Source organism: Flavobacterium sp. 38 (genome assembly GCF_057799715.1).
In genome coordinates, this window is sequence record NZ_JBYNWZ010000002.1 from 748109 (window position 1) to 766858 (window position 18750).

Genomic DNA, 18750 nt, shown 5'->3' on the forward strand with positions numbered 1-18750 from the left:
AATGAAGGTAATAGCAGTAATTCCCGCAAGGTACGCCTCAACACGTTTTCCCGCAAAATTAATGAAGGATTTAGGAGGTAAAACGGTCATATTAAGAACTTATGAAGCAGCAGTTGCAACAAAACTGTTCGACGATGTTTTTGTAGTAACCGATTCTGATTTGATTTTTGATGAAATCGTTTCAAATGGCGGAAAAGCAATTATGAGCATAAAAGAACACGAATCTGGAAGCGACCGAATTGCAGAAGCTGTTGCAAATCTTGATGTAGATATTGTAGTAAATGTGCAAGGAGATGAGCCTTTTACTGAAGCTGGGCCGTTAGAACAAGTTTTGTCGGTTTTCAAAAATGATCCAGAAAAGAAAGTTGATTTAGCTTCTTTAATGCGTGAAATCACAGATGAAGAAGAAATCAATAATCCGAATAATGTGAAAGTGGTGGTAGATCAATCACAGTTTGCGTTGTATTTTTCTAGATCTGTAATTCCGTATCCAAGAGAAAAGAATGTTGGAGTGAGATATTTTCAGCACATCGGAATTTATGCTTTTAGAAAACAGGCCTTATTAGACTTTTACAGCCTTCCAATGAAATCTTTAGAGGCTTCTGAGAAGTTAGAGCAGTTACGCTATTTAGAGTTCGGAAAACGCATTAAAATGGTAGAAACCACTCACGTCGGAATCGGAATTGATACGGCTGATGATTTAGAAAGAGCGAGAGCGATGCTGAGAGATCTTTAGTTATGGTTTTAATTTGGCTTTTGGAATTAGACGCGGATGAAACTGATTCGCTTTCGCGAAGACGCTGATTTATACGGATTTTTTATTGTTTTTGATATTGATTTCCATTCAGTTTGTCATTTCGACGAAGGAGAAATCTTCGCAAGTAGCTCGACATGCAAAATCTCCAATCTTTGTAGAGTTTCTAGTGGAGATCCCTCGTTCCCCGGGATGACAAACTGTAAGTGTAAAAAATAAAAAAAGCTCCATAGGAGCTTTTTTTATTATCGTAAAATCTAAAATCTAAAATCTAAAATCTAAAATCTAAAATCTAAAATCTAAAATCTAAAATCTAAAATCTAAAATCTAAAATCTAAAATCTAAAATCTAAAATCTAAAATCTAAAATCTAAAATTAATACAAAGCAGGAAACTTAGAAGGATTCACTTCATGCATCATAGCATAAACTTTCTCGTAGATATCTTCTGCAGAAGGTTTAGAGAAGTAGTCGCCGTCAGTGCCGTATGCAGGTCTGTGTGCTTTTGCAGCTAGAGTCTGCGGTTTGCTATCTAAATATTTGTAAGCGTCTTGCTCTTCTAAAATCTGTTGTAAAATAAAGGCCGAAGCTCCTCCAGGAACATCCTCGTCAATTACTAATAAACGATTTGTTTTCGCAACACTTTTCACAATGTCTTTACTCACGTCAAACGGAAGTAATGATTGAATGTCAATAACCTCACAATCAATTCCTTTTTCAGCCAATTCATTAGCCGCTTGCATAACCAATCTTAATGTTGATCCGTAAGAAACTAAAGTAATATCAGAACCTTCTCTTAAAGTCTCTACAACACCAATTGGTGTTTTAAATTCACCAAAGTTCAAAGGCGTTTTTTCTTTTAAGCGGTATCCGTTCAAACATTCGATAACCAAAGCAGGCTCGTCACATTCTAACAAAGTGTTATAAAAACCTGCAGCTTGTGTCATATCTCTTGGAACCAAAACATGAATTCCGCGAATCGCATTGATAATCATTCCCATTGGAGAACCAGAATGCCAAATTCCTTCCAAACGGTGTCCGCGAGTTCTAATGATTAACGGAGCTTTTTGTTTTCCAACCGTTCGATATTGTAAAGTAGCTAAATCGTCACTCATGATCTGAATAGCGTACAATAAATAATCTAAATACTGAATTTCAGCAATTGGGCGTAAACCTCTCAAGGCCATTCCAATTCCCTGACCAATAATAGTCGCTTCACGAATTCCGACATCGGCAACACGAAGTTCTCCGTATTTTTCCTGCATGCCTTCTAGGCCTTGATTTACGTCTCCGATGTTTCCAACATCTTCGCCAAAAATTAAAGTTTCCGGATATTTAGCAAATAAAGCGTCAAAGTTATCACGCAAAATCATTCTTCCGTCCAAATCTGGTTTTGCATTTTCTGCATATTCTGGAAGAACTTTTTGTACTGAAAATACATTTTGAGCAGATTCAGAGTGCAGATTACTGCTGAATTTTTCCTGAGTTTCACCCAAGAATTTCGTAATCCAATTCGATAAAAGAACTTTGCTGTTTGGAACTTCAATAAAACGAAGAATCTTTCTAGCATAAACTAAAAGTTCCTTTTTTAAAGGCGCTTTAATCGCTGCTAATTCAGAAATTAATTTTTTGATTCTTTCTTTATGATTGATGCTTGCTTCAGCAATTTGCTCCAATAATTCTAAAAGATTTTTTTGATCTTCAATAATCGGATTAATAAAAGCGTTCCAAGCCTCTTTTTTTGCTTCTAAAACTTCTTTCTTTAATTGGAAGTCAAGTTCTGCCAATTCTTCTGGAGAGGCAATATTAATGGCGATCATCCATAAACGCATTTGGCGAATACAGTCATAATCTCTCTCCCAAGCCAGTCTTTCTGCACTTTTGTAACGTTCGTGCGAACCAGAAGTAGAGTGGCCTTGCGGCTGAGTCAATTCGTTTACGTGAATTAAAACGGGTATATGTTCTTCGCGTGCAATTGCTCCAGCTCTTTCATAAGTCGAAACCAATTCTGCATAATCCCAGCCTTTTACTCTAAATATTTCGTAACCTTTAGAATCTTCATCGCGCTGATATCCTTTTAAAATTTCAGATATATTTTCTTTTGTAGTCTGATGTTTAGCATGAACAGAAATTCCGTATTCATCATCCCAAACGCTCATTACCATCGGAACCTGAAGAACTCCTGCAGCGTTTATGGTTTCAAAAAACAAACCTTCAGAAGTACTTGCGTTACCGATAGTTCCCCAAGCAACTTCATTTCCATCAACAGAAAATTTATCTTTAATTGTGATACCGTCAACGTTTCTATAAATTTTAGAAGCTTGAGCCAAACCTAATAATCTTGGCATTTGCCCTGCGGTTGGCGATATATCTGAACTTGAATTTTTTTGTTTCGTTAAATCTTTCCAAGATCCGTCTTCGTTTAAACTGTGCGTTACAAAGTGTCCGCCCATTTGTCTTCCCGCTGACATAGGATCAAAAGCTAGATCGGTATGACCATATAAACCGGCAAAAAACTGTTTGGCATCCAATTCACCAATAGCCATCATAAAAGTCTGATCGCGATAGTATCCAGAACGGAAATCTCCGTTTTTAAAAGCTTTTGCCATTGCCAGCTGCGGAACTTCTTTTCCGTCGCCAAAAATTCCAAATTTAGCCTTTCCTGTTAATACTTCTTTTCGACCTAAAAGACTACATTCACGGCTTGTCACAGCTATTCTATAGTCATTCAATACCTCAGTTTTGAAATCTTCAAATGTCAGTGTAGTATTGTTTTTTTCTTTTATCATCATCTTGAAGGGGGTCATTGTTTATGACGCGAAATTACTTAAAAACAATCAATAATCATAATTCTTTGAAATAAATATAATTTAATTATTTCTATTCAAAACCAAAAAACTACGTATTTTATTTATGTTATTTTTACTTAAATTTTTATATTGTTGATAATTTCGCAAGTTTTTGTTTAATTTTTATTTGATTAAAACCATTTTCGAGTAAAAAGAGTAACTAATGTTCTTGGGGAGAAAGTGATTATAAATCGTATTTTTTCATTGTATCTAGGGTGTGATATTTCCCATCCATTATTAGAATAAACAGGAAAATAAAGTTCAAAATAGTCAGGAACCAAGTTTAAACGCACTCCAGTGTCGTAAGCAAAGAACTCGTTTTGATGTTTGTTTTTTAAGAAACCAATGTCTCCATAAAGCTCTACCCAGTTCCAAACCGCATAACTCGCATTCAAAGTCGTCATCCATTGATTGGCATACGATGGTTCAAGTTGTGATTTGAATCCTCCTTCTGCAATAACATACTGTTGGCTAAAAAAGCCAGTACTTTCCGATCTTCCAAATAAATTATAATCAAATAAATAATCTGTCGGACGGTCTAAATTAAAACTAAAATAATCGGAGTTTGTTGTGTTGTAAACGAAAGTTCCAGCGTATAATCTTAAATTTAACTTTTTGTTGTTTTCAAATAACCTTCTGTATTCGATTTCTCCAGAAACTTTCCCGAATCCGCTTGAAAACTGCAAATCGGTCATAAAGTTAAAATGATCTATTAATTCTGTTTTTGTATTCGAATAACGGGCATTGAAAACAGAGTAATTAGGTGTTGAATTATCTGTTATATATTCGCTCGCTTCACGGTTGACGATAACCTGACGGAATAAAAACATTTGTTTTCTGTTGTCTCTGAAATCTTTCTCGCGAATGCGAAACTGCACCATCGGATTTAATCTCAAATATGTCGCGTCTGGAGCATAGTGAAAATAATTCTGGCTGATAGAATATCGAACATTATATAAAGTGCTGTTTCTATAATACTGATTCCATGAAAAAGCGGATGAACCAGAAAGCGTTCCTGCTTTTATAGAATAGGCCGGATTAATGTCAAAATTAAAGGGTTTGTCTAAAATGGTCTTATTGCTAAAACGGATTCCAGGCGTGATACCGTCATAGTAATTGTAATTCAACGTCGGAAGATACAGTATTTGATTATAGTCTGGATCTTCTAAATCTTTAGCAAAATTGAATTTTATAGGACGATTCAGTGCAACATGTTTTAGCGATCTCCAGTTATTTCTCTGATTGTATTCTGGCACTTCATTATCATAATTGATTACAATTTTGTCTGCATTTTTTCGGCTGAATGTATAAACAGAATCTTTTGTTTTGGGCTCAATCCATTCTTTAAAAACAACTTCTTTCTTTTTGATTCCATAAATCGGAATAGGAGCGTAGATCCCAGTTTTATTTTTAACAGAGAACGTAATGCTGTCTGCTGTTCTAGAAACATCAGAAAATTTATAATCTATAATATCTCTCGAATCGATAATAGTTTTAAAGAACCAATCAATATCTTTTGGACTTTTTTGAGTTAAGATTTTTTCAAAATCATAACGATTGGACTGTCCAACTTGATTTAAATTGTAAAATTCTTTTACGCTGTTCGGAACAATATCGTGATTAAGATAATCGTCTAAATAACTCAAACTTAATCCTGCACGGTACTTGCTGGCAATCTGTTCGTTAAACTTTATTAACGTATTTTTCGGGTCTCCAAGCGGCTGATCCAAATTTTTACGCGCCATCAGCATATAATAATAGCTGTATTGCTCGTTAAAAGTCAGATTAGTGATATTGTAACTTTTAAAGAGCTTCATGTCTGAAAGCTTGCCAAGCATTTTTTCATCCTGATGATGCTCTTCCATGTACTTCATCATCGAATAAATCTGAATGGCATCATAAACCCAATTGTCTTTTCTCGGATCTAAACGAAGACTGTTTTTAAGATAATTATTTAAAAAAGTCTTTAAAAATTGAATCTCAAACATAAAGTCATCCTCAAACGGACTAATAAATGAAGGTAACTGATTTAAGCCATAAAACGGATTTCGGTCATAATCGGCTTGAGAAACCGTTATTTTTTCGTGCGGATATTTGCCAATAAATTTCTCCGCATAAGAAACCACACGATTGATGATAATCGCTTTCTGAATTTCGTCTATTTTTTTGTTTTTTAAATTTGTCTCAACCTGTAAAGAGCCATTGTCATAAGTTCTAAAACCGTTTTGTCTTTCAATATAAAGACTAAAATCGGTTCTGTTTTTTCCAGAAAACGAGTAAACGCTATAGTTTTGATTGGTGATATCTTTTGAAACCGAGTTTAAGTCGGTCATAATAGAATATTCGTTCGGAATTTTAATTTCAACTTCGTAATCGCTTACAGCATTTGCAATATCGTCCAGATTGTAGTTGTTGTATTTTACAAACAGACCATTTTCAAAACGAGCGGGACTTATAAACCAGTTTTTTAAAGCCATACCGCCATTTTGATCAAAACCAAAATGAGTGAATTTGTCGTTTGGTATTTTGGCAATATAATTAAGATGCAAATCGATTTTTTCGTTCGGAAGCAGTTTGCGGTTGAGTCGAACAATAATATAATCAGGATCTTGAGCGCTTCTTTCCCATTCCAGAGCCGAAAAATTAGTTTCGGTTAAACCAATAATGGTTGTTTTTCCTCTGTCTGCGGCTTTTGCCAAATGAAAACCTCTGTAAAATTCATCAGAAAAGCGTTTGGCAAGTGGCGTGTTTTTGTCAGCAAAAGCATTGTTCCAATCGTTTAAAACAATCGAAACCAAAGTATCATTCGTAGTATTATGATACGTAATATCTTGTTTAATATTTAGTGTTTTTAGCTCAAGATTTACCGCCACTTCCATCTTAGACTGATGTTGTGCGGTTAGTTTTATCGAAAAAGATAAAGCTAAAAAGAGACAAATAATTTTATAAAGTGCTTTCAAATAATGGCTTAAAAAATTATCAGATATATTATGTTACGGACATATTACGATTTCGGATTTTTGTAAAAATAATATAAAAAAAGCTGTTTAAAAAAACAGCTTTCAATTTTTATATACTTACAGTAAAATTTAACCATATAAGTAATATAAGTTCATTAAACTCCTCATTTCTGAGTTAAATCTTAATTATACTTATATTGCTTATATGGTTTAAAAATTTAGAAATTCGGACTTAAATCGTATTTTTTATAGAATTTATCCAAAACGTCAACTACTTCATCTTCCGTGTCAACGATTTTAAACAAATCTAAATCGCCTGGACTTACCGTTTGCATTTTTTCTACCAAAACAGTTTTAACCCATTCAATCAATCCAGACCAGAATTCAACTCCAACTAAAATAATTGGGAATTTTCCAATTTTCTTAGTCTGAATCAAAGTGATCGCTTCAAACATTTCGTCTAGAGTTCCAAATCCTCCTGGCATTACCACAAATCCTTGCGAATATTTAACGAACATTACTTTTCTAACAAAGAAATAGTCAAAATTCAAGTTCTTATCGTGATCGATATACGGATTAAAATGCTGCTCAAACGGAAGCTCGATATTCAAACCAACCGAAGTTCCACCTCCCAAATGTGCACCTTTATTTCCAGCTTCCATAATTCCGGGACCACCTCCTGTAATCACACCGTAACCCGCTTTACTGATTTTGTAAGCGATTTTTTCAGCCAATAAATAGTACTTATCATCTGGTTTTGTTCTTGCAGATCCAAAAATCGAAACACACGGACCAATACGTCCCATTGCTTCGTAACCATTCACAAACTCAGACATAATTTTAAAAATTGCCCAGCTGTCATTGGTCTTAATTTCATTCCACGTTCTTTGTTTCAAACGGTCCTGAATTACTTTATCTTCGTCATTATCAAAATCTTCTAATCTCATTTTAGGTATTTTAATTTATTATTCATTTATGTTTTTGGCGGATTTTATGAAGGAGCTTAATCCTGCTGTCCGCTATAATCCCGATTTAGAAAAACAAGGCTTTTTAGCCATAGTTTTTGTTAATCGGGAGATGCCGCTCCCATCAGGGCTAGGGCAGTTTGTTTCAAATAAACGACAGGTTTAATTGAAAGATTTTTTTCTTTAAATCATGGAATTTTTAAGAAAAAGCGGATACTAAATTAACGCTTTTTTCTAGAATTGTTACAGAAATTCGTAATTAATTAGATTGCGAAAGTAATGAGATAGACCTTATCTTTGGGCTAGCTTTGAATTACAGTTAATTAGGTCTTAAAGGATGATGGCTTTAATAATAATTTATTATTCTAGTCATTTTAGTATCGAAAGCCCCATTTTTGAAAATTACAATTGAAGTCCAGTTATTGTTTGTGTCGTACTGATAGCTTTGCTTTAAAACGAAAATATTTTGATTACTCTCCTTATCTGTTAAAATATCAGATATGAGATTATTATTTTTGTCATATTTACATTTTCGAATTGCTCCATCATAAGTCAATTCAATAAGATTGTTGTTAATGTCAAATTTAAAAGTTTCCTTGTCAGGTTCATCAAAATGAGTAGCAGTAATTGAAGTAATTTTACTGAAATTGTCATATTCTAGATTAGTCGATTTGTCAATATTATTATCTGTAAAAAAGTGATCAAATTTTGAAATTTCTCCTTTTTTGTTTAGATAGTAAATGTTTTTTCTGAAATTAGAACCAATTGTAATTGAATCCTTTTTCAATTCTTTCGCATTATGATTAATGTTTTCAAAATGATAAATTTTTTCTGTAATTGAATTCATTTTATACTCATAAACAAATAAATCTCCAGCAATATAGGGTGTGCTTTCTACTATACTATATTGATATGTTTTCGCTAATTTATTTTTTTCTAGATATTCATAATCCTTAATGTTTATTTCAGAAATTTTTTGTTTTAAATCATAGTTAGTTGATGATTTTCTAATTATATTATTGGTGTGATCATAAATAATACTGTCTATAGAACATAATCTTTCTGATTTATCGTTTCTAATTTCATAGCGCTGTCTAGTAATTATTTCTTTAGAATAATTAAATATGATTTTTTCGTTTCGATAAAAATCCTCAGTCTGCGCTATTTTGCCATCAGATGTAAATTCGATGTAATATGTTTTTGCATCGTTGTTATAATAATAACAACTCATATTTTTGATAGGTTTTCCTTTTTTTAGATTAAGATCTTCCAGGTTAATTGGAAAAATAGGTATTGTCGGATTAATTTTAAAATTCTGGATTGCTACTCGGTAATAATTTTTAGGATCATTAAAAGTTTCTATTTGCTGACTAAATGTAATGTGACTTACAAATAACAAAAGGAAAAAGATTTTCTTCATAGATTGAAATATTATTCTAACTCTTTTTTCAAAAACTTAGCCGTATAACTCTTTTTATTCTTCGCTACTTCTTCAGGTGTTCCTTTAGCAACAAGCTGTCCTCCGCCTTTTCCACCTTCAGGACCAATATCAATAATGTAATCTGCAAGTTTGATTACGTCCATGTTATGCTCGATTACAAGAATCGTGTTTCCTTTGTCGACCAATTTATTGATTACTTCCATTAAAACACGAATGTCTTCGAAGTGTAATCCTGTAGTTGGTTCGTCTAGAATATAAAATGTATTTCCAGTATCTTTTTTAGATAATTCTCCTGCCAGTTTAATACGCTGTGCTTCACCGCCAGAAAGCGTTGTACTTTGCTGGCCAAGTGTAATATAACCTAATCCAACATCCTGAATCGTTTTGATTTTTCTGTAGATTTTCGGAATATTTTCGAAGAACGGAACAGCTTCATCAACCGTCATATCTAAAACATCTGAAATAGATTTTCCTTTGTATCTGATTTCTAAAGTTTCTCTATTGAAACGTTTTCCTTGGCACGTTTCACATTCTACATAAACGTCTGGAAGAAAGTTCATTTCAATTGTTCTTACACCCGAACCTTCACAAGTTTCGCATCTTCCGCCTTTTACGTTGAAACTAAAACGACCCGCTTTATAACCGCGAATCATACTTTCAGAAGTCATTGTAAACAGGTTTCTAATTTCAGTAAAAACCTCTGTATAAGTCGCTGGATTCGAACGTGGCGTTCTTCCAATCGGACTTTGGTCAATATCAATTACTTTGTCTATATGTTCTAAACCTTCAATCTTTTTATAAGGCTGTGGTTTTTTAACCCCATTAAAATAATAAGCATTTAAAATAGGGTAAAGAGTTTCATTAATCAAAGTCGATTTCCCGCTTCCAGAAACTCCTGTAACACATGTCATTTGCCCAAGCGGAATTTCAATTGAAACATTTTTTAAGTTGTTTCCAGTAGCTCCAGTCAGTTTCAAGAATTTACCGTTTCCTTTTCTTCTTTCTTTCGGAATGTCAAATTTCATTTTACCATTCAAATATTGAGCAGTAATGGTATCTGAGGCTAAAGTTTCTTTTGGAGTTCCAATGCTGATGATTTCACCTCCATATTTTCCAGCTTTTGGACCAATGTCAATTACATAATCGGCAGTTTCGATCATGTCTTTATCATGTTCTACAACAATTACAGAGTTTCCGATGTCGCGCAATTGTTCTAGAGACTGAATCAGTTTTTCGTTATCTCTTTGGTGCAAACCAATGCTCGGTTCATCTAGAATATACAAAACTCCAACCAGTTGTGAACCAATTTGTGTTGCCAAACGAATACGCTGTGCCTCACCGCCAGAAAGCGATTTTGAACTTCGGCTTAAAGCCAAATAATTCAAACCAACATTCATTAAAAAGTTCAAACGATCTTTGATTTCTTTTACAACTTCAGAAGCAATTAAAAGCTGTTTGTCAGTCAAATGATTATTTAAATCTTGAAACCAAGCTGTTAAATCTGAAATATCCATATCACACAATTCGGTGATATTTTTTCCATTCACTCTAAAAAATAATGCTTCTTTTTTAAGACGAGAACCTTCGCAAACCGGACATGGAATTTCGTCCATGAAATCTTTTGCCCATCGTTTTATAGATGTTGTAGCACTTTCGTCGTATTGATTTTTGATGAAGTTTGAAATTCCTTCAAAATCAATTTTATATTCTCTAGTAACGCCAAGATCCTTTGAATTAATCGAAAATTTGTCTTTTCCACCATACAAAATCATGGTCAAAGCTTCTTCAGGAATTTTCTCGATTGCGTCTGTTATTTTAAATCCGAATTTTTCTCCAATGGTTTCTAATTGTTTGAAAATCCATGAAGATTTATATTCGCCAAGAGGCGCAAAACCTCCAGCTTTAATAGATAATTTTGGATTCGGAATAATCTTTTTAACGTTGATTTCGTGCACCGTTCCTAATCCGTTGCAATGCGGGCAGGCTCCTTTTGGAGAGTTAAACGAAAACAAATTCGGTTCTGGATTCTGATACGATATTCCTGTCGATGGACACATTAAATTTCTACTGAAATAACGCACTTCATTAGAATCTTGATCCAAAATCATTAATACATCTTCACCATGATGCATCGCTGTATTAATGCTTTCTGCCAATCTTTTTTGAGTGTCAGGATTATCTTCGATCACCATTCTGTCGACTACAATCTCGATATCGTGCGTTTTGTAACGGTCCAATTTCATTCCTGCAACCAAATCCTGAACTTCTCCGTTTACGCGAACTTTTAAGAAACCTTGTTTGGTAATCTGTTGGAACAATTCGGCGTAATGCCCTTTTCTGGCTTTAATAACAGGCGCCAGAATATTAATTCGTTTTCCGTTATAATCCTGAATAATCAAATCTTTAATTTGCTCATCAGAATAGGAAACCATTTTTTCGCCTGTATTATAACTGTAGGCATCTGCACCACGAGCGTACAAAAGCCTTAAGAAATCGTAAATTTCGGTAATAGTTCCAACTGTAGAACGCGGACTCTTACTCGTCGTTTTTTGTTCAATTGCAATTACGGGAGAAAGTCCGTCGATTTTATCAACATCAGGACGCTCTAAACCGCCAAGGAATTGTCTGGCATAAGCCGAGAAAGTTTCTACGTAACGGCGCTGTCCTTCAGCATAAATTGTATCAAATGCCAAAGATGATTTTCCAGAACCTGATAAACCGGTAATAACAACCAGTTTTTCACGCGGAATAGATATATCGATATTTTTTAGATTATGAACTCTTGCACCAAGAACTTCAATAGTATTGTCTTTATCTAGCATAATTTTGAGCAAAACGCAAAGTTACCACTTTGATTTGTTCTTTTAGTGCTCGATAGCAAAACTTTATGTTACAAATAATAACAAAAACGCTGATTTAATATCAGCGTTTTCTTTTTCTTGTAGCCATATATTCTTCGATGGCTTCTTTAGAGGTGTACCAAGTTCGTCCTTCTTTGTAAGCATCAATTTTACCGGTTCGGGCAAGCAGACTAATGTATTCTTGGCCATAAGGGCTTTCGGGCTCGCTCACAATATTTACTATCGGCTGAAAATCATAACTGCTTCCAGGCATTGAATTTAAGTAAATGTTGAGTGTGCGTTCTAAAGCCTGACACATCAGTAGAATTAGTTTTTGATAATTGCCATTATTAGCCTGATTAAGTGCTTCGTAATATTTTTTACGATCGTTTTTAAGAATAATGGCAGGCGGAAAGCCACAGCGCATTAAAAGTAAATTCATGCTTAAACGCACAGTTCGGCCATTTCCATCAAAAAAAGGATGAATCCAGACTAATTTATGGTGGTAAATCGTTGCGAGTTCAATATCGTTTAAACCTAAAGGATTTGTATTGATAAAATCAATCAATTCATCTAGATAGTCGGAAACTTTATTGGCGTTTGGAGGCATGAAATTAGCACCAGAAATCCTAACGCCACCATTTCGAATTCTTCCAGCAAAATCATCTTCAATAGAGCGTAAAACCAAACCATGAATAGACAGAATGTCAATGCTTCTTAATTTGTAATCGTCGCTGACAATCGAGTATAAATAATCAATGGCTTTATAATGATTGTGTACTTCAAAATGTTCTCGAAGTGATTTTCCTTTAATTGTAATTCCTTCTTGAATAACCATTTGGGTTTCTCTTAAACTCATGGTATTTCCTTCGATACCGTTAGAATTATAAGTCCATTCTAAGGAAAGGCTTTCGCGAATTTTGTTCAAAGCGATGTTAGGCAGTGGTCTGCTGTTTTGCAAATCCTGTCTTTTTTGATACAATCTTTCAAAGGTTGATTCAAATTCTGAGCGGTATGTTAAATCTATATTCCACATGCCACAAAGGTAAGTCTTAATATCGGATAATTAAAATTTTTAACTTATCCGATATTAAGCTTATTCAATTGTCATAGAACGAAGTTTTGTTCTATAAGCTTCGAGCGCTATTGATTTGGAAATGAAGCCATAATATTTTCCATCTCTTAAAACAGGAAGAAACGCCGATTTTGAAGTTTCAAACTTACGCATTACGATTTCCATGCTATCAAGTGTAGAAATTGTTGCTAATGGTGATTTCATAACATCTTTAATAGAGGTGTATTTTACGCGGTAAGAGTTGAATATAATTTCTCGAATGTCATTAAAATGAACCACTCCTACAAGATCTTTATCGTTATTGACAACAGCAAAAACCACCTGATTAGAATGTGAAATAAGATCGACTAATTTGCTTAAATTTTCATCTGGATGAACAGTTAAATAATCGCATTGAATGATAGTATCAATATCTAAAGTCGATAGAATATTAGAATCTTTATTGCTGGTAAAAGCATGTCCTTTTTTAACTAATCCTTTTACGTCAAGCGAATACTTTTCGTAACGTTTAGAAATAGCAAAACTGATGGAAGAAACAATCATAAGCGGAATCATTAATCCGTAACCTCCAGTAATTTCAGCAATTAAGAAAATAGCCGTAAGCGGAGCATGAAATAAACCGCTTAGAATTCCAGCCATTCCGACCATTGTGAAATTGGAAATTGGAAGTTTAGATAAACCCACTAACGTAACTAATTTAGAAAAGAAATAGCCCAGATAAGAACCCAAGAATAGAGAAGGAGCAAAGTTACCTCCGTTTCCGCCGCTTCCAATGGTTAATCCAGAAGCAAAAACCTTAACCATCATAGTAGCTCCTACAAATAAAAGCAAAACCCATTGATTGTTTCTAAAATCGGCAAATAAGGTGTTATCTAATATTTTTCCAGGATCTGCCTCAGAAAGTGTTCTAATGCTCTCATAACCTTCACCAAATAAGGTTGGGAAAATAAAGATCAGCAACGCTAAAAGTGAAGAACCAATTAAAGCCTTTTTGTATGGATTAATCTGCTGTTTGGCAAAATAATGTTCGACTTTCTGGAAGTTTCTCGAATAATAAATCGCGGCCAATCCAGTAAGAACTCCCAAAAGAACGTAGAAAGGAATATTATGAAAATCGAAAGTTTCTTGCTTTTTGAAACTTAATAAAATGCTTTCGTCTAAGACAATAGCAGAAACCAAAGCACCTGTTGCGGCAGAAATCATAATAGGAGTAAAGGCAGAAATACTCACATCTACGAGTAAAACCTCAATAGCAAAAAGAACTCCTGCAATTGGAGCGTTAAATGCTGCTGCGATTCCGGCAGCAACTCCACAGCCAATTAATAAAGTTCTGTCTTTATATTGAAGCTTATAATTTTGTGCAAAATTGGAACCAAAAGCAGCTCCCGTTATCACAATCGGACTCTCCAAACCTGCCGAACCTCCTAAACCAACAGTCAAGGAACTCGTCACAATCTGCGCGTACATCTGCTTTTTCGGGATAATACTTGCTTTTTTTGCAACCGCATAAAGAATTTGTGACGTTCCTTTTTGAATGGTACCGTTAAGGACTTTTTTTACCACTAAAACCGTTAGCAAAATACCAATAATAGGTAGGATACTATTAATGAAACTTAATTTCAGGATTCCGTTAATGTATGTGGCAAAAGAAAAAACGCTGTGCGCGAATGCTTTAAGAACAATTACGGCAAAGGCACACGATATTCCGGTTAAAACACTAGATAAAAAAAGAAACTGTTTCGGAGTCATTAACGATTGCGCCAAAGCAATTATACTTTCTAGTCTTCTGAAATATTTTCTTATCATTATGTCTTAAAATTATCTGTTTTACAAAATTAGGGTATAATCTTAGATAATAAAAATAAAAACGATAAACGATTAAAATCCAACTGCAGTATCATCTCCTCTAAAATCGGCTCCTGCTTCTAATTTTTTATCTGGTAAAACCAAAATAGCATCTACTTTTCCGATAATTGGAGTTGGTTTTTCGTTGATGATATAACTTTTAGCTTTAAGGCTGTCTATGGTTTTAGTTTCGAAAGTATTGGGTTCAAAAGTAATTAAATCGGGTAGCCACTGATGATGAAAACGCGGTGCGTTAACCGCTTCCTGCATGCTTAATTTATATTCGTAAACATTGAAAATAGTCTGCAAAACAGAAGTAATAATGGTAGAACCGCCTGGTGTCCCGACAACCATAAACAGTTTTCCGTCTTTTTCTACAATTGTAGGCGTCATAGAACTTAACATTCGCTTTTGGGGCGCAATACTGTTGGCTTCATTTCCAACTAAACCAAACATATTTGGAGATCCGGGTTTAGCACTAAAATCATCCATTTCATTATTTAAAAAGAAACCTAGTTCGTCGCAGTAATATTTAGAACCGTATCCGTCATTTAAGGTTGTCGTAGCCGCAATAGCATTTCCAAATTGGTCTACAATAGAATAATGCGTCGTTTCTGTACTTTCGGCATAATTGACTTTTCCTTCTTTTATTTCGGTAGATAAAGTGGCTTTTTCAGGATTAAAATTCGCCATTCTTTCACGCAAATAATTTTCATCCAATAATTCTTTGACCGGAATTTTAACAAAATCTGGATCGCCTAAAAAATAACTTCTGTCGGCATAAGCTCTTCTTTCTGCTTCTACAATAATCTGAATGGCATCTGCCGAATTATGTCCCATTTTGGCTAAATCATACGGCTCAAGCATTTTTAAAATCTGAGCCAGACAAATTCCGCCACTGCTTGGAGGCGCCATAGAAGTAATTTTTAAATCTTTATAAGTAAACTGAAGCGGTTTTCTCCACTTGGCTTCATATTTTGATAAATCTTGTAGCGTAATAATGCCGCCGTTTTCTTTAAGATAATCAACTAAGATTTTTGCAGTTTCGCCTTTATAGAATTCGTTTCTTCCTTTTTTCTGAATCCTTCTTAAAGTTTTCGCTAGTGCAGGATATTTTATAGTATCATTTTCTTTATAAGCTTTTGATGCGGGAGAATCTTCACCATTAATTTTCACAATGCTTTCATGATAATCTTTTAAACTTTTCTCTTGTTTTTGGGTAACGACAACGCCTCTTTCTGCTAAAGCAATTACAGGCTCAAGAATTTTAGAAATCGGCATTGTGCCATATTTTTTGTGTACAGCAAAAACGCCTGCAATTGTTCCAGGAACACCAGTGGCAAGAGCTGTTTGGGTGCTTTTTCCTTTTATTACATTTCCTTCGCTGTCCAAAAACATATCTTTTGTGGCTGCAAGGGGCGCTTTTTCGCGATAATCCAAAGAACCGACTTCGCCATTTGCTTTTCGATATACCATAAAACCGCCGCCACCAATGTTTCCCGCAAAAGGGAAAGCAACTGCAAGAGCTAATTCTGTTCCGACCATGGCATCAAAAGCGTTTCCGCCTCTTTTCATAATATCAGAACCAATTTTTGATGCTTCTTCGCGGGCAGAAACCACCATCGCTTTTGTGACCACTAATCCCGTTGGTTTTGAAGCGGTTTCTTGTGCATGACTGCTGTTTAGATATAAAAGTGCTATTAAAAATGTAATTTTTTTCATGGGCAATAAATTTTAAATACGGGCTTAAAGAGAAAGCAGTTTTCCTTTGGCCTGTTCTCTCATTTCTTCAAAGAAAAGTGTAAATTCTTCTTCAAATTCATCATAAAATTCAATAAGCTCTTCAACAGCATATTGCATTTGAGAAATATTTTTAGACCTTCTGTCCATTTGAGTCAGAATATTGTGAATTCCGTCAGTAGTTCGATAACTTAAAAGCCAGTTTCGTTCAATCATATACGGCATTAAACCCTGTGTTTTTTCGGTAAGAATATCGTAATTATCATGCAGCGAATGGTAAAAACGTTTCACAAAAAGCTCTAATTTTTCATCAGAATATTGAGTCCAATTTTTTGCAAGAAAATGATCGTAAACAATATCTACAATAACCCCCGCATAATGATGGTAGCGATCGTGAAGGCGTTTGGTGCTTTTTCTAAAAATATCGTGAGAATCGGTATAGGTATCTATGAATCGATGCAGTAAAATTCCTTTTTGAACATCTTCGGGAAAATGTTCGAAGTGCTTGCCGCGAATTCCGTCAGCCATAAAATTCCCGATTTTAATTAGATCATTTTCTCCAGAAAGGTATATGTGGGCTAAGAAATTCATGTTTTATTTTTAAGCTGCTAAGGTTCTGAGGTACTAAGAAACGAAGCTTATTATTGTAAATGTAATAAAACTTTTTTAAATGGTTTTGTTATATAAATTCAAAGTTGCTAAGCTACTAAGCTACTGCGCTGCTAAGGTTGTGAGAGGCTTAGAAGCTTAGCAGCTAAGACTCTTAGAACCTTTTTTATTAAAACTTAGCATCTAAGAATCTCGGCAACTTTTCTATATTTGTAAAAAAATAACCATAACTCACAAAAATGACTTTAATAAAATCTATTTCTGGAATCCGTGGGACGATCGGAGGAAAAGTGGGAGATAATCTAACTCCTGTTGATGCAGTGAAATTTGCGTCGGCGTACGGAACTTTCTTAAAAAATAATATTGCTAAAGATAAATTGACAGTTGTAATTGGCCGTGATGCTAGAATTTCTGGACCAATGATTCATAATTTAGTTGTAAATACTTTAATTGGTTTAGGAATCGATGTTATTGATCTTGGACTTTCTACAACGCCAACTGTTGAAGTGGCTGTTCCGTTAGAAAAAGCAGATGGTGGAATTATCTTAACAGCTTCTCATAATCCAAAACAATGGAATGCATTAAAATTATTAAATGCAAAAGGAGAATTTTTAAGCGGAGCTGACGGAGCAAAAATCCTTGAAATTGCAGAAGCAGAAGCTTTCGACTTTTCTGATGTGGATAGCTTAGGAGAAGTGATTTCGAATGACGCTTATATGGATATTCATATCGATGAAGTTTTAAACCTTCCATTGGTTGATATCGAAGCGGTAAAAGCAGCTAAATTTAAAGTGGTTGTTGACGGAGTTAACTCTTCTGGAGGAATTATTATTCCTAAAATATTAAAATTAATGGGCGTTGAAGTAGTAGAATTGTACTGCGAACCAAACGGACATTTTCCTCATAATCCAGAACCATTAAAAGAACATTTAACGGATATTTCTGAGCTTGTTGTAAAAGAAAAAGCTGACTTCGGTATTGTAGTAGATCCAGATGTTGACCGTTTGGCTTTTATTAGCGAAGACGGAGAAATGTTTGGTGAAGAATATACTTTGGTAGCGGTTGCAGATTACGTTTTAAGCAAAACTCCAGGAAATACAGTTTCTAATATGTCTTCTTCTCGTGCTTTACGTGATGTGACAAATACGCATGGCGGAAGCTACGAAGCAAGTGCTGTAGGTGAAGTAAATGTTGTAGAATTAATGAAGAAAAATAATGCTGTAATTGGCGGTGAAGGAAACGGTGGAATTATCTATCCTGAATTGCATTACGGACGTGACAGTTTGGTTGGAGTGGCCTTGTTCTTAACGCATTTGGCAAACAAAAAAATGTCCGTTTCTGCTTTGAGAGCTTCTTATCCAGAATATTACATGAGCAAAAACAAAATTGAATTGACACCACAAATTGATGTTGATGCGATTTTAACTCAAATGACAGAAAAATATAAAAACGAAGATATTTCTACAATTGACGGTGTAAAAATTGATTTTGCTACAGAATGGGTTCACTTAAGAAAATCAAACACAGAACCAATTATCCGTATTTATACAGAAGCGCCTTCTCAGGAAGCTGCAGATCAATTGGCACTTCGCATTATTGATGAAATTAAAGTAATTGCTGGAATCTAAGATTTTCAGTTTTGAAATAAAAAAGCCTCTTTGGAAAATTTCTAAA

11 protein-coding genes are annotated in these 18750 nt (G+C 34.4%); 2 read left to right on the plus strand and 9 right to left on the minus strand.

What is annotated here, in order from left to right; genetic code table 11:
• Nucleotide 1: 1 nt before the first annotated feature.
• Nucleotides 2-736, plus strand: coding sequence for a 3-deoxy-manno-octulosonate cytidylyltransferase (gene kdsB, locus AC3E9W_RS08300; RefSeq protein WP_488768008.1), 735 nt, complete (start codon nt 2-4; stop codon nt 734-736).
• A gap of 393 nt (nt 737-1129) precedes the next feature.
• Here kdsB and AC3E9W_RS08305 read toward each other — a convergent pair whose 3' ends face one another.
• The 9 genes from AC3E9W_RS08305 to AC3E9W_RS08345 all read right to left on the minus strand — a co-directional run bounded on the left by AC3E9W_RS08305 (nt 1130) and on the right by AC3E9W_RS08345 (nt 17058).
• Entirely contained in the window at nt 1130-3541 is a 2412-nt protein-coding gene (locus AC3E9W_RS08305; RefSeq protein ID WP_488768069.1) for an alpha-ketoacid dehydrogenase subunit alpha/beta, read from the minus strand.
• Between the two features lie 191 nt (nt 3542-3732).
• Complete coding sequence (locus tag AC3E9W_RS08310; protein WP_488768009.1) at nt 3733-6480, minus strand: gluzincin family metallopeptidase; 2748 nt, start codon at nt 6478-6480, stop codon at nt 3733-3735.
• 299 nt (nt 6481-6779) lie between these two features.
• On the minus strand, nt 6780-7508 hold the full coding sequence (locus AC3E9W_RS08315) for an LOG family protein (protein WP_306160434.1): 729 nt from the start codon (nt 7506-7508) through the stop codon (nt 6780-6782).
• Nucleotides 7509-7872: 364 nt separating this feature from the next.
• On the minus strand, nt 7873-8946 hold the full coding sequence (locus tag AC3E9W_RS08320) for a hypothetical protein (RefSeq protein WP_488768010.1): 1074 nt from the start codon (nt 8944-8946) through the stop codon (nt 7873-7875).
• Between the two features lie 11 nt (nt 8947-8957).
• Complete coding sequence (gene uvrA / locus AC3E9W_RS08325; RefSeq protein WP_488768011.1) at nt 8958-11789, minus strand: excinuclease ABC subunit UvrA; 2832 nt, start codon at nt 11787-11789, stop codon at nt 8958-8960.
• 100 nt (nt 11790-11889) lie between these two features.
• Entirely contained in the window at nt 11890-12843 is a 954-nt protein-coding gene (locus tag AC3E9W_RS08330) for a Fic family protein (protein ID WP_488768012.1), read from the minus strand.
• Nucleotides 12844-12903: 60 nt separating this feature from the next.
• Nucleotides 12904-14688, minus strand: coding sequence for a chloride channel protein (locus AC3E9W_RS08335; RefSeq protein WP_306160428.1), 1785 nt, complete (start codon nt 14686-14688; stop codon nt 12904-12906).
• Between the two features lie 72 nt (nt 14689-14760).
• A complete protein-coding gene (gene ggt / locus AC3E9W_RS08340) occupies nt 14761-16449 on the minus strand; it encodes a gamma-glutamyltransferase (RefSeq protein ID WP_488768013.1) in 1689 nt (562 codons plus the stop codon).
• A gap of 24 nt (nt 16450-16473) precedes the next feature.
• Nucleotides 16474-17058 (minus strand): acyl carrier protein phosphodiesterase, encoded by a 585-nt coding sequence (locus AC3E9W_RS08345; RefSeq protein WP_456894139.1) that lies wholly within the window; start codon nt 17056-17058, stop codon nt 16474-16476.
• Nucleotides 17059-17315: 257 nt separating this feature from the next.
• Here AC3E9W_RS08345 and glmM point away from each other — a divergent pair, with 257 nt between their 5' ends.
• A complete protein-coding gene (gene glmM, locus AC3E9W_RS08350; RefSeq protein ID WP_456894141.1) occupies nt 17316-18704 on the plus strand; it encodes a phosphoglucosamine mutase in 1389 nt (462 codons plus the stop codon).
• Nucleotides 18705-18750 lie beyond the last annotated feature (46 nt).